This window comes from Paenibacillus sp. J31R109 (assembly GCF_059692055.1).
In genome coordinates this window covers 105,751-118,502 of the sequence record NZ_JCAUAR010000002.1, presented here as the reverse complement: position 1 = coordinate 118,502, position 12,752 = coordinate 105,751, and the positions used below count along the sequence as shown (strand labels likewise).

The 12,752-nt window shown below is 44.5% G+C and carries 14 protein-coding genes; 11 read left to right on the top strand and 3 right to left on the bottom strand.

Annotated features, from left to right (window positions below):
- Positions 1–359 precede the first annotated feature (359 nt).
- The 5 genes from AC58QT_RS06125 (at position 360) to thrS (ending at position 6,535) form a co-directional block, all read left to right on the top strand.
- Entirely contained in the window at positions 360–1,121 is a 762-nt protein-coding gene (locus AC58QT_RS06125; RefSeq protein ID WP_497408849.1) for a polysaccharide deacetylase family protein, read from the top strand.
- 92 nt (positions 1,122–1,213) lie between these two features.
- Positions 1,214–2,146: a manganese-dependent inorganic pyrophosphatase gene (locus AC58QT_RS06120; protein WP_497408188.1), complete on the top strand. Its 933-nt coding sequence runs from the start codon at positions 1,214–1,216 to the stop codon at positions 2,144–2,146.
- A 114-nt stretch (positions 2,147–2,260) separates the two neighbouring features.
- Positions 2,261–3,244 carry a peptide-methionine (R)-S-oxide reductase MsrB gene (msrB, locus tag AC58QT_RS06115; RefSeq protein ID WP_497408187.1) on the top strand — a complete coding sequence of 328 codons (984 nt, stop codon included), beginning with the start codon at positions 2,261–2,263 and terminating at the stop codon, positions 3,242–3,244.
- A gap of 76 nt (positions 3,245–3,320) precedes the next feature.
- Positions 3,321–4,202, top strand: a complete 882-nt coding sequence (locus tag AC58QT_RS06110; RefSeq protein WP_497408848.1) for a multicopper oxidase family protein — start codon at positions 3,321–3,323, stop codon at positions 4,200–4,202.
- Between the two features lie 419 nt (positions 4,203–4,621).
- On the top strand, positions 4,622–6,535 hold the full coding sequence (gene thrS / locus AC58QT_RS06105) for a threonine--tRNA ligase (RefSeq protein ID WP_497408186.1): 1,914 nt from the start codon (positions 4,622–4,624) through the stop codon (positions 6,533–6,535).
- A 7-nt stretch (positions 6,536–6,542) separates the two neighbouring features.
- Here the strand turns inward: thrS and AC58QT_RS06100 are convergent, their stop codons facing one another.
- Positions 6,543–7,433, bottom strand: coding sequence for a cation diffusion facilitator family transporter (locus AC58QT_RS06100; protein ID WP_497408185.1), 891 nt, complete (start codon positions 7,431–7,433; stop codon positions 6,543–6,545).
- 211 nt (positions 7,434–7,644) lie between these two features.
- Between AC58QT_RS06100 and AC58QT_RS06095 the strand changes: the two genes are divergently transcribed.
- Complete coding sequence (locus tag AC58QT_RS06095) at positions 7,645–7,908, top strand: HPr family phosphocarrier protein (protein ID WP_497288898.1); 264 nt, start codon at positions 7,645–7,647, stop codon at positions 7,906–7,908.
- Between the two features lie 107 nt (positions 7,909–8,015).
- On the opposite strand, the gene AC58QT_RS06090 is transcribed toward AC58QT_RS06095, so the two are convergent.
- The gene (locus AC58QT_RS06090; RefSeq protein WP_497408184.1) at positions 8,016–8,915 is read right to left on the bottom strand and encodes a YitT family protein; all 900 of its coding nucleotides are present in this window, start codon (positions 8,913–8,915) and stop codon (positions 8,016–8,018) included.
- Between the two features lie 34 nt (positions 8,916–8,949).
- On the bottom strand, positions 8,950–9,318 hold the full coding sequence (locus AC58QT_RS06085) for a hypothetical protein (protein ID WP_497408183.1): 369 nt from the start codon (positions 9,316–9,318) through the stop codon (positions 8,950–8,952).
- Between the two features lie 179 nt (positions 9,319–9,497).
- Here AC58QT_RS06085 and AC58QT_RS06080 point away from each other — a divergent pair, with 179 nt between their 5' ends.
- The 5 genes from AC58QT_RS06080 (at position 9,498) to hisA (ending at position 12,740) form a co-directional block, all read left to right on the top strand.
- Positions 9,498–10,547: a YheC/YheD family endospore coat-associated protein gene (locus AC58QT_RS06080; RefSeq protein ID WP_497408182.1), complete on the top strand. Its 1,050-nt coding sequence runs from the start codon at positions 9,498–9,500 to the stop codon at positions 10,545–10,547.
- Between the two features lie 57 nt (positions 10,548–10,604).
- Entirely contained in the window at positions 10,605–10,796 is a 192-nt protein-coding gene (locus tag AC58QT_RS06075; RefSeq protein WP_497408181.1) for a hypothetical protein, read from the top strand.
- Positions 10,797–11,024: 228 nt separating this feature from the next.
- Positions 11,025–11,333 carry a hypothetical protein gene (locus tag AC58QT_RS06070; protein WP_056621264.1) on the top strand — a complete coding sequence of 103 codons (309 nt, stop codon included), beginning with the start codon at positions 11,025–11,027 and terminating at the stop codon, positions 11,331–11,333.
- A 15-nt stretch (positions 11,334–11,348) separates the two neighbouring features.
- Entirely contained in the window at positions 11,349–11,840 is a 492-nt protein-coding gene (locus AC58QT_RS06065; RefSeq protein WP_497408180.1) for a hypothetical protein, read from the top strand.
- A 144-nt stretch (positions 11,841–11,984) separates the two neighbouring features.
- A complete protein-coding gene (hisA, locus tag AC58QT_RS06060) occupies positions 11,985–12,740 on the top strand; it encodes a phosphoribosylformimino-5-aminoimidazole carboxamide ribotide isomerase (RefSeq protein WP_497408179.1) in 756 nt (251 codons plus the stop codon).
- Positions 12,741–12,752 lie beyond the last annotated feature (12 nt).

Genomic DNA, 12,752 nt, shown 5'->3' with positions numbered 1-12,752 from the left:
TTAGTCCTAAAAAGCCGTACTAATCTAACTTTCAACGCACGAAAACTCTGTTTAGTCCTAAATTACCCAACTAAATCGCCACAATGCCTCTCACACGAGGAAAAGTGGGGATTGGTTAGGGGAAATCGGACTATTTGTCTTTTTATCAATAGAGGAGGCGTTTTAGTTCGGCGATATCGGACTACAGCGACGCCCAAAAAGCGTCCGCCAACTGTATTAGCAGTGCAAAAGTGTTGCTAAGCAGCTACGGTAGTCTGGGATTATTTGCATATTCGTCGAGGAGATAGGGGAGGCTTAGGAGATCAATCATTGAACGGACATGTTCAATATGGGGTAGGGGATCTTGGTTGAAACTTAGGATGATCCATTGGAAGAATAAGACCGTGCACACGGCCTTGCTGCTCGTGTGCCTCCAGCTGGCATGCTTCGCATCGCCAGCCAAAGCCACGCCCGGGATCGCCATCCCCGTGCTGAATTACCACAGCATCGGGGTGGCCCCGGGGAACACGTACGTGCTCCACCCCGATACGTTCGCGCGCCAAATGGACTATTTGGCCGCGCATCACTACACCCCGTTGACGCTGGATGATTTCGCCAGCGTCCTCTCTCACAAACAGCCGTCACCGGCTCACCCCGTGCTGCTCACGTTCGATGACGGCTATGCCAATAACGCGGAGGTGGCGTTGCCCATCCTCCAGAAGCATGGCTTTCCGGCGACGCTGTACGTGTCGACAGGTCTAATCCATACGCCAGGTTATCTGACCTGGCCCCAAATACGTGAGCTAAGCGCAGCCCACTGGGATATCGCGTCACATACCGTGACGCATCCGCATCTGCCGAAGCTCAGCAAGAAGGCGCAGCGCGAAGAGATACTCGCAGCGCGAGCTAGCATTGAACAAGAGCTGGGAAAACCAGCGGATACGTTCGCTTATCCCTACGGCGAGTACAATCGCGCTACATTGAGGATTCTACGTAAGGCTGGCTTTCGCTATGCGTTTACGACACAAGCTGGCTGGGCATCCTCGGATCAACCTATGCTAGAGCTGCATCGCATCGTCGTTGACAGCCAAAAGTCATTCGAAGATTGGGTGCAGCAGCTAACCGACGCGACATCGACCTGAGGAGAATAGTGGATTTACCCAGAATTTTGAGTATAATCGTTATAGAGATAATACCTACTCTTACTAAAATATGTCGTTTAAGGAGTCGTACAATGTCAAAAACACTTATTTTCGGACATAAAAATCCGGACACTGATTCAATCACATCCGCAATTGCTTACGCAGCACTGAAAACGAAATTAGGTCAAGAAGTCGAAGCTGTTCGTCTAGGTTCCATTAATGGCGAAACGCAATTCGCGTTAGATACTTTTCAAGTAGCTGCTCCACGTGAAGTTCAAACGGTTGCGAATGAAGCGGCAAATGTGATCTTGGTTGACCATGTTGAGCGCCAACAAAGCGCAAGCGACATCGATCAAGTACGTGTTGTGGAAGTTATCGACCACCACCGCATTGCTAACTTCGAGACGAGCCACCCGCTTTACTACCGTGCGGAGCCAGTGGGTTGCACAGCAACCATTTTAAATAAATTGTACAAAGAAAATGGCGTTGCCATCGATAAAGATATTGCAGGTTTGATGCTTTCCGCTATCATTTCTGATTCCTTGTTATTCAAATCCCCAACGTGCACAGAGCAAGACGTTGCCGCTGCTCGTGAGCTAGCTGCCATTGCTGGAGTTGACGCAGAAGAGTACGGTCTGAACATGCTCAAAGCTGGCGCAGATCTTAGTGACAAAACGGTTGCTCAATTAATTTCTTTGGATGCGAAAGAATTCCAAATGGGCAGTTACAAAACAGAAATCGCACAAGTGAATGCAGTTGATGTGAACGATGTTCTTTCCCAGCAAGCTGAGATCGAAACAGCGCTTCAAGCGATCATCGCTGAGAAAAACCTAGACTTGTTCTTGTTCGTTGTAACGGACATTTTGAACAATGATTCCGTAGGTCTTGCTCTTGGACGTAAAGCGGATGCGGTTGAGAAAGCTTACAACGTATCCCTAGTGGACAACAAAGCAGTGCTTAAAGGCGTTGTTTCCCGTAAATCACAAATCGTGCCTGTCCTTACAGACATTTTCAACAACCTGTAGGATACATAGCACTATCTTAAACGAACACCGTTCACGCGAGGAACGGTGTTTTTGGTTATCTCCGTAACTTTTGGTATGATAAGAAGATACTTTGAGAAAGAGGTGGCAGGACACATGACAAATAACAATCAAGGCGTTCATTCAGATAAAGCAACATTTGCAGGAGGGTGCTTCTGGTGTATGGTGACACCGTTCGAGTCACTTCCGGGAATTATTTCTGTTGTTTCTGGCTATATTGGCGGGCACACAAGCAATCCGACGTATGAAGAAGTCTGCTCAGAGACTACTGGACACGCAGAAGCTGTTCAAATTACATTTGATCCCGAGTTATATCCTTACGAAAAGTTATTGGATACGTATTGGCGCCAAATTGATCCAACCGATGCGGGTGGACAATTCCATGATCGTGGATCATCGTATCGTACATCGATTTTTGCCCATTCCGATGAGCAGTTAGCCAAAGCCGAGGCGTCCAAAAAAGCGCTGCAAGACAGTGGCCGATTCGATCGTCCCATCGTAACAGAAATTGTGCGCATTGATGCCGAAGCCTTTTATCCAGGGGAAGACTACCATCAGGACTATCATCATAAAAATCCGCTTCGCTATAAAGCGTACCGCAAAGGTTCAGGACGCGACGCGTATATTTCGCAATATTGGAACACCGCGAAGGATAAAGAAGAGCGCAAGAAGGCACTTACACCGATCCAATACGAAGTTACACAAAATAACGCGACGGAGCGTCCTTTCCAGAATGAATTTCATGACCACAAAGAGAAAGGTCTCTATGTGGATATCGTTTCTGGAGAGCCACTGTTCACATCCGTCGACAAATTTGATTCTGGCTGCGGCTGGCCTAGTTTCACGAAACCATTGTTTGAAGGGCAAGTGAAAGAGGTCACAGATACGAGTCATTTCATGATTCGTACCGAAGTGAGAAGTACAGAAGCGGATTCACATTTAGGGCATGTGTTTAATGACGGCCCTGGTCCGAATGGTCTACGTTATTGTATTAACTCCGCAGCCCTGCGCTTTATTCCATTCACTGATTTGGAGAAGGAAGGTTACGGCGCCTATCTTCGATTCTTCGAAGGAAAGTAATCCGTAAGAGGTAATCCCAGGCTTTGACGCATACATTGAATTATACAGCGTTGAAGCGGGGGGATATGCCTTGGTCGTGTCACCAGATCTACAAGATCTAAGTTATGTCATGCTGCAAGGCGTGAAATTTTTTGAGTTGGTCGCAGAGCCAGTTACGCAAGAGATTTTGCCAGGCGTGTTCTTCAAGGGCTGGGGATACAATAGCAGCATTCCGGGTCCGACGATACGCGTATGTCCCGGGGATTGGGTGACCATACGCGTACATAATCGGCTGCCGGAGGCTACCAGTGTACATTGGCATGGGCTTGATGTGCCGAATCGCATGGACGGTGTGCCGGCCGTGGAACCTTCACCCTATATTGAGCAAGGCGAATATTTTGATTATCATTTTCAAATTATTAATCCACCTGGTACACATATGTATCACACCCATGTAGACACGGCTTTTCAAGAGCTGATGGGTTTGGGCGGAGGCTTTATCATTGAGGATCCGTTCGAAGGCAGCATCCAGCGGGACTATTTTATGATGCTGTCGGAATTTCATTTACTAGGCATGGCAAAAAGTGTGGTGAAGGCTGGACATTATGAGCTGGATACCATGTCGGATCGTTTTAATTTTTTTACAATGAATGGTCGCTGTTTCCCGCATACCAGTCCGTTACCAGTCCGATTCGGAGAAGAGGTGCGTATTCGATTCGGAAATATCGGGATGAACGCGCATCCCATGCATTTCCACGGTCATCAATTCTGGGTCACAGCAGCCGATGGAAATACGATACCTCATTACAATCGAGAACTGCGAAATACGATACTTGTGCCAAGCGGTGTTACGGTGGATATTGAATTTTCAGCGCAAAATCCTGGCGTTTGGCCGCTGCATTGTCATATGCCGCATCATACTTCAAACAATATGACGAAACCTACGGGCGGTATGTTCACCGTCGTTAAGTATGTGTAGGCAAGAATGATTATAATGATTTTGTCCACAGATGCCTCTTGACATGAACCTGTCAAACTAAGTAATATGAGTTCCATAATCACATAAAAAGTTATGATCAAAGACATGATTTTCTTCACGAACTGCCCAGAGAGAGAAGTAATAGCTGAAATCTTCTCCTGTTGCCGGTTGAAAATTACCCCTTTGTAGCTGTGATGCTGAACCCTGGTAGTTCTCCCATGGAAGTATGCGACACCGTCTTATCCTCGATACCGGATACTAATAAGGACTTGCATACAAGGCAAGTCGAATTAGGGTGGAACCACGAGCTAAACGCACTCGTCCCTTTCTGGGATAGAGATGCGTTTTTTTGCGTTGATTTGGAAGATAGGATTGTATCTTTCGTACACAAATTACTGGGAAAGGGAGGCATGGAAGGCATGGAAATTGAAGTTATTTTACCAGATGGCACAAATAGGAGGTACGTACAAGGCACGACGATTGTACAAGTGGCAGCATCCATTAGTGCAGGTCTCAAGAAGCAAGCCATAGCAGGCAAAATGAATGGTAAATTGGTGGATCTCGAGCAGCAGATTGAAGCAAACAGTCACATCGAGATCGTCACTCTGGAAAGTAAGGAAGGACTATCCGTTTATCGACACAGCACAGCTCATGTACTCGCGCAGGCGCTCAAACGCTTGTATGGCCAGCAAGCCATTAAGCTGGGAATTGGACCCGTCATCGAAGATGGTTTTTACTATGACATCGATATTGATAACCCATTATCCAGTGATGATCTAAGAGCTATTGAAGCTGAGATGAACCTTATTATTCAGGAAAACATCCCGATTGTTCGCCGAGTGGTCAGCCGGGAAGTGGCGATGGAAACTTTTGAAGGGGCAGATGAATCGTATAAGCAAGAACTCATCCGCGAGTTGCTGGAAGATGTAGAGATTACGATCTATGATCAGGGTGAATTCTTCGATCTATGCCGAGGCCCTCATCTCCCATCAACTGGTTATATAAAGGCATTTAAACTCCTTCAAGTCGCAGGGGCGTATTGGCGGGGAGACGCTAAGAATAAGATGCTGCAGCGGATCTATGGCACAGCTTTCTTGAAGAAAGCGCAGCTAGATGAGCACTTGCATTTGATTGAGGAAGCTAAGAAACGTGACCATCGCAAGCTTGGAAAGGAACTGGAGCTCTTTATGTTCTCAGAAGAAGCGCCGGGAATGCCATTCTATTTGCCCAAGGGGATGATTCTTCGCAACGAACTTGAGAATTTCGCTCGTGAGCTGCAACGCCAGAGAGATTATAACGAAGTACGTACTCCTCTGATGATGAATAATCGCATTTGGGAAGAATCAGGTCACTGGGATCACTATAAAGACAATATGTACTTTACGAATGTAGACGATACGAAGTTCGCACTTAAACCCATGAATTGCCCAGGACATATGCTTATTTATAAAAACAGCTTACACTCCTACAGGGAATTGCCTATTCGCCTATCGGAATTCGGTCAGGTACATCGTCATGAGTTCTCTGGGGCGCTTAATGGGATGATGCGTGTACGTACTTTTTGTCAGGATGATGCCCATCTCTTCGTTTTACCTGAACAAATCGAAGAAGAAATCGGACGCGTCATTGAACTGATTGCTCACGTATATGAAGTGTTTGGCTTCCCGTATCGGATAGAGTTGTCTACACGACCGGATGATTTCATGGGCTCAAGCGAGCTATGGGATCAGGCAGAGCAGTCTTTGCAGCATGTGTTAGATAAAAGAGGGATTGACTATCGCGTCAATGCGGGTGATGGTGCGTTTTATGGGCCCAAAATCGATTTTCACATCTTGGATGCCTTAAAACGGAGCTGGCAGTGCGGAACGATCCAGTTGGATTTCCAAATGCCTGAGAAATTTGATTTAACTTACATCGGGGATGATAATCTCAAACACCGGCCAGTCGTGATACATCGAGCTGTTTATGGTTCGATTGACAGATTTATTGGGATTTTAACAGAGCATTATGCAGGAGCCTTCCCATTGTGGATAGCACCTGTACAAGTGAAAGTATTGCCAGTTTCCGATTACTACCTAGACTATGCACTGCAAGTGAAAACCTCTCTTGAGGAAGCGGGAATACGGGTGGAAGTAGATGCGCGTACGGAGAAATTAGGGTATAAGATTCGCGAAGCTCAGCTTGAAAAAGTCACATACATGATGATCGTTGGTGAAAATGAAAAAAACTCCGGCAGCGTCTCCGTTAGAAAAAGGGGAGAAGGCGATCTTGGTGTTAGATCGCTGCCAGAGATTGTAGAGAATATCACTTCAGAAATTCGAGTGAAGGGCTAACAATCTTTCACTCCTCATACCAGGGATTCAAATGAATTAAGACTTCGTCCACATCGCTGTGTTGATCCATGATCGATTTTTTGATTGCACGTGAGATGTCGTGACCCTCTTGAATGGTCAGCTCACCAGGAACAGAGATGCGTGCATCGACCAAAATATAGTGTCCATGCTCTCTCGCACGAACACGATCAATCCGCTTAACCTGAGGAACCGCTTCGATCAACGCCGTAAATTGCGAGAGCATGTGTTGATCGACGGTTTTTTCCATGAGGATATCGAAGGATTCTTTGGCCATCTCCACACCTAATTTCAAAACCAAGAGCGAAACAATGACCCCGGCAGCTGCATCACCGTAAGCCAGCCAGTAAATGTCATAGGCTTTGCCGATAAACGCCAATCCAATCCCGACTACAGCCGCAATCGAAGCATACACATCAGCCATATGATCGTGAGCCGTTGCGATTAAGCTTTTGCTATTCGTACTGCGTCCGATTCGCATGGTGTACACATAAAGTACATATTTCCAAATCACAGAAACGGCTGAGGCGATTAGAGCAATTAGACTTGGTGCACTCGGTTCATGGAATAGCGCGGCAACCGCGTGGTACCCGATATAAAGGGCGGCAGTTACGAGGATAAACGCAACGAAACCTGAGCCCAGTACTTCAGCTTTACCATGACCGTAGGGATGATCTTCATCGGCGGGGAGCTTGGAAATCCGCATTGCACTTAGTGCGGCGATGGTTGCGATGATGTCTCCAGCATTATGAACACCGTCCGCGAGAAGAACTTCGCTGTGAAAAATGAGACCAATAATAATTTTGATGATCGTTAATAGAATATTACTGATGAGTGAAAGCCAAATAGCCCAAACCGATGCTTTGTTGTTAGTATGCATGAATGATGACCTCCTGCAGAAGTGTTTCCCGAAGGAAAAAAAATCCCTCGACCACAGGTCGGGGGATTGGGCTGGTTTTTTGGTGGGAATCTAGTAAACTATCAATAAATGGCATATTCAACACTTCACTTTTCACAAATATCTTTGTATAATACCACACATAATGAGAATCCACAAACCGCCAAATGTCATGGAAAGGAAGTCGAGCAGCATGCGTGTACATGAATTTATGGTTGCAAAAGATTTAGAAAGAAGCGATTTATCTACCATTTCTACGAAATCGTCTCATTTTATTTCGGATATCACACTCGACTTTCAATTTGATGAGAAGCATCATAAGGTTGATGTGAAAAGTGTATTAGGGATGTTGTTAGTTCCCATCAAAGCAGGCACTACGTTGCGTTTACTTACGAGAGGCAAAGATGAAGAAGAGGCTATGCACTATATCTTTGACTTATTTCGAATGTTTTGTTGATGACTTGTCCGTATGCGCTTACATATCTTGCAGAGTAAGCAGTCAGGTATGATAAAAAGCCTACAACTCACATCTGATGTGGGATTGTAGGCTTTTCTATGTGCAGTTTAGTGAATATCCTTCTTCTTAAATCGTCCGCCCTTCACATCATGGATATTCCCGATGGCAAGAAAGGCTTTCGGATCCAAGTCGTCTACAATGGATTTAAGTTTCGCTTCTTCAAGCCGCGTAATAACGCTGAAAATGACTTTTTTGTCATCGCCTGTGAAGGCACCTTCGCCTTTAAGGTAAGTAACTCCCCGACCCAGACGATTTGTTATAGAATCCCCGATTTTCTCGTATTCATCGCTGATAATCCAAACGGATTTGGATTGATCAAGACCTTCAATCGTGATATCAATCATTTTATAAGCAATAAAATAGGCAATTAGAGAATACATCGCTCGATCCCAACCGAAAACAAAGCCTGCGCTGGCAAGAATGAACAAATTGAAGAACATGACAATTTCGCCTACCGAGAAGGCGGTCTTTTTACTAAATAAAATAGCTACAATTTCCGTGCCGTCTAGTGATCCACCGGATCGAATAACGAGCCCGACGCCTATTCCAAGGATAATCCCGCCGAATACAGCAGCTAACAAAGGATCCAAGGTAATGGCTTTAACAGGGTGAAGTAAAGATGTGCCAACCGACATGATAATAACGGAGAAGGTTGTTGATATAGCAAAAGTTTTGCCAATTTGCTTATATCCGAGTAAGACGAAAGGCAGGTTGAACAGAACTAGAAATATACCGAGTGGGAAGCCAGATAAATGAGATGCAATGATGGAAATACCTACAATACCACCATCAATAATATGATTTGGAACTAAGAAAATTTCAAGTCCAATGGAGACGAGAGCGGCACCAATGATCATAAAAAAGATTCTGCGTGCAAATTTCATACGTGTTAATTTTTGATGTTGTGCGTGTGCATGTGCTTGAGCTAGAGCTTGTGAATTAGCCATGAAAGTTTCCTCTTTTCCTCATCATTCTATTTCGTTACTTTAATGAGTAAGAAGGAATGAGGCCCGCATAACGAGAGGTGAACTTGAGGAACGCAAGTAGGATCACTTTCAGCTTTTTCCAGAAAAGATGAGTTAAAAATACGATGAAAACGACGAAAATCGTCATCTCATATTGCTTGTGAAACTGGTCAAACAGGTGGATCTTATTCTCATAAACATGGATGATTTCCTTCGATGGCGGTTGCTGTTGAACAGTCAAGACCTGAGTGGTATTGGCTGAAATTAGAACATCAGTCTCAACAGTCGTATGGTTGGAGATAGGAGGTGTTAATGGAAAGACAAAAAGTACGAGAATCAGCCATACCATAATTGTCCAACAGCATCTGCGTGTTAAAGGGTTCACGTACATCCCCTCCAGACAATGTGAATCCAAATTTGCTTGAATTGTAGCATTTCACTTCCAATGAGTCAAACTAGAATATGTAAGATCGGGAATCTCGCAATTTCCATTCGTCATTTTGGACCCTTTAGGCCAATGTTGCATACAGTAGTAGGATGAACCTAAGTGGGAGAGGTGAAATTGTGCGTAATGTAATCGGCATCCTCCTTGATCGAAAGACGTATCTTGGCATTCTACAAAAGCAAACCGGATATGAACATATTGACTACTATAACAAAGCGGCAATTGAGCTCGAGATGACGCCATTTTACATGTGTTTAAAGCACATTAGCACGAAGACCGCCCTAGGCTTATGTTATGAGAATAAAAAGTACACCTTGAAGCGGCTGCCTATTCCAAAAGTCATTCATAACCGCGCGATGACACTTTCCACGTTTTCACAAAAGAAACTTAAAGACCTAGCGAAGATAAGCCAAATTTTCAATGGTCAAAATAGACATGATAAACTTCGCATCCATCGGATGTTACGTGCGAGTTCCGGAAGCTCTGCATTTCTTCCAAGTACCATTGCATACACACGGAATAACTTGGGTAAGGCGATAAGCCGGTATGACTCTTTTTTCGTTAAACCTACGAATAGTTCTGTGGGAATAGGTGTCCTGAAAGTGTCTGCGATGCCCGGTCAGATATGGCAGGTATGGTGGAGTAAACAAATTCTAAAGGAACTGAATAAGGAACAAACGATTGATTTTATAGATGAGAAAGTCAGAGGAAAGTCCTATTTGATACAAAAAACAATTCCTCTTGCGATGTATGAAGGCCGTCCCTATGATTTGCGTGTATCTGTCCAACGCGGCGACAAAGGTCAGTGGGGCGTAACAGGAATCGCGGGTAAGATTGCTGCAAATGGCCGGCATGTCACGAATTTGGCTAGGGGAGGTGAAGCCATGATCTGCGAAAATTTGTTTCGAAGCAATGGTTTCGACCCCATTCAGAAAAGAGAACAGGTGGAGAAAGCCGCGTTGCAAATCGCGGAAAGCTTAAGCGAGAAAATCCCATCTATGTCTGATGTCGGGATGGATATCGGCATTGATGATCAAGGCGAAATTTGGCTTATTGAAATTAATGGCAGGGATCAACGCTATCAATATAAGCATTTGAATTTGAATAAAACATTTTATCGTACGTATGAGACTCCGATGCTTTATGCGAAATATTTACTGGGTAAGTGAATCTAATCAGAAGTTGGCGTAGTAAGTTAACCTGTATTGAAAAGGTGGAGTGGGGATGTGAGTGATCGAGTACTCGTCATCAAAATGAATTTATTACCCTGGTATAACGAGCTTGATGATCGTTTGGAAGTCATGCATCAAACTTTTCCCGAAGAAGTACGTCAGCGAATTTTGACATTTGGTGAATTTCGAATCATCTCGATTAATCGTGCTCAAACACGCATAAGACGAATTTCTCAAAAAGACTAGTGCTATTTGTGCGTAGAAAATAGGTAAATGTGGCATAATTAGTATAGAAGCAATACCCGTAGAGGCAGGGAAATACCTGCTTCTTTTTGTGTACAGAAAATGAATTTGGCTTTAGTGTTGCTTCATACCCCTATAAACAAGTAAAATAGAAGTGAAGCATTATTCGTTCGATGTAGGCTTTTACCCACAAGCAAATACAGGGTGTACAGGAAAAGGGGACATTTAAAAGTGAACGTTCATTTAAATTTTACAAACAAAGGCAAAGTAGTTATCGAAAATTTCAATAATGAGGAGCTCATTGAAATTTTTAGTCGTTATATTAATACGTTAACGAAGAAGTATGCAGTTGATATTACGGTGCCAGCTGAAGCGAATCAGAATATCGTCCAAGATGGTTCATTTAAAGTTGTTCTTTCCAATGTACAATGTGATGTTGAGACTTTTTTCAAAGAGCTCGGGAGAGATATTAAAGTGCCCCTGAAGAAGAGAGCGGACGGTAAGCTCGAGAATGTGTTCAAAATTCAAGTGATCGATTAAGTTACGGGGGCATGTATGCTTAGTTTAGACGAAAAGCTAGAAATTGCAGCATCCTTTCCTGAGTTGCAGCGTAAGGATGTTTCACTGGGACGAATCAATTTTCATTATCTAGAAAGTGACTATGAGAAGACAACGGTTCTGTATCATCTTCACCCGAATGGAAATGGATTTGTGTATGCCGAATACATCCCAGGTTGTACGGCAGATGCCAAAGGATTAATTAACATTCGGGATTATAGTGAAGACGAGCTTCGTGATATCATCGCGAAGTCGATTCAGTCTTTAACTCGCAGCGGTAGTCCTAAGATTGCGAAGATCGAGGTCGAGGTCGAGGAAGCTAACGACCCACAAGAAGAGATCTGGGTAGATGAAGATGGCAACACATTGAGCGTTACGTTCGTAGAGGATTTATGGTATATCTACGCGGGAGAGAACCTCGATTGTGCTTTTGAGACCTATGAAGAAGTACAAGAGTATCTGGAAGAAGAAGGCTTCGATAAAAAGTAATCTTTACATGTAAGCCCTCCTCGGAGGGCTTTTTTGGTATCTCGTGCATCGCTTTCGTCCAAGATGGACGGAGCGGCAGTTTATTTTGTATACTAGATGGAAAATCGTACAAGACTTACGACGACCAAAGGGGAAACATACGTCATGAAATTTAGACCATGCATCGACCTGCATAATGGGAAAGTGAAGCAGATTGTAGGAGAAACTCTGGGTGGCGAGGGGCAGCCCGTTGTTGAGAATTTCGTATCCTCCTATGATGCTGTGTATTACGCAGAAATGTTCAAAAGGGATCGCTTAACTGGCGGTCATGTCATCATGCTTGGCGAGGGGAACAAGGAGGAGGCGCTCAGAGCGCTTGGAGCATACCCTGGCGGCCTGCAAGTCGGGGGAGGCATACAAGCGGATAATGCGAGCTTTTATCTGGAGCAAGGGGCATCACACGTCATTGTGACGTCTTACATTTTCCGTGATGGCCAACTGAATATGGATCATTTGGAACGCATTGTTGCGGCAATCGGCAAAGAGAAACTAGTCATTGATCTAAGCTGCAAGGAAAAAGATGGCAAATGGTATGTGGCGACGAATCAATGGAAACAGTTAAGTGATGTGGAATTGAATCAGGAAACGATTCAGTTTTTCGAACAGTATTGCGACGAGTTTCTTATTCATGCGGTGGATGTCGAAGGCAAGCAAAGTGGTATTCAACAAAGCCTCGTAAGCGCCTTGGCCGAGTGGGTTACTATTCCTACTACGTATGCTGGCGGAGCGCGTTCATTTGAAGATGTAGCTCTGTTTAGAAAGCTTTCCCAGGGGAAGCTGGATATAACGATTGGGAGTGCGCTTGATATTTTCGGCGGTAAGCTCTCGTATGATGAGGTTGTCCAACAGTTAAGCAGTTAAAAAGGATGTGTG

Excerpts from the sequence above, each read along its gene's own strand:
- AC58QT_RS06125 (WP_497408849.1), top strand. The coding sequence starts at position 360 with ATGATCCATTGGAAGAATAAGACCGTGCACACGGCCTTGCTGCTCGTG.
- AC58QT_RS06120 (WP_497408188.1), top strand. The coding sequence starts at position 1,214 with ATGTCAAAAACACTTATTTTCGGACATAAAAATCCGGACACTGATTCA.
- msrB (WP_497408187.1), top strand. The coding sequence starts at position 2,261 with ATGACAAATAACAATCAAGGCGTTCATTCAGATAAAGCAACATTTGCA.
- thrS (WP_497408186.1), top strand. The coding sequence starts at position 4,622 with ATGGAAATTGAAGTTATTTTACCAGATGGCACAAATAGGAGGTACGTA.
- AC58QT_RS06100 (WP_497408185.1), bottom strand. The coding sequence starts at position 7,433 with ATGCATACTAACAACAAAGCATCGGTTTGGGCTATTTGGCTTTCACTC.
- AC58QT_RS06095 (WP_497288898.1), top strand. The coding sequence starts at position 7,645 with ATGCGTGTACATGAATTTATGGTTGCAAAAGATTTAGAAAGAAGCGAT.
- AC58QT_RS06090 (WP_497408184.1), bottom strand. The coding sequence starts at position 8,915 with ATGGCTAATTCACAAGCTCTAGCTCAAGCACATGCACACGCACAACAT.
- AC58QT_RS06065 (WP_497408180.1), top strand. The coding sequence starts at position 11,349 with ATGCTTAGTTTAGACGAAAAGCTAGAAATTGCAGCATCCTTTCCTGAG.
- hisA (WP_497408179.1), top strand. The coding sequence starts at position 11,985 with ATGAAATTTAGACCATGCATCGACCTGCATAATGGGAAAGTGAAGCAG.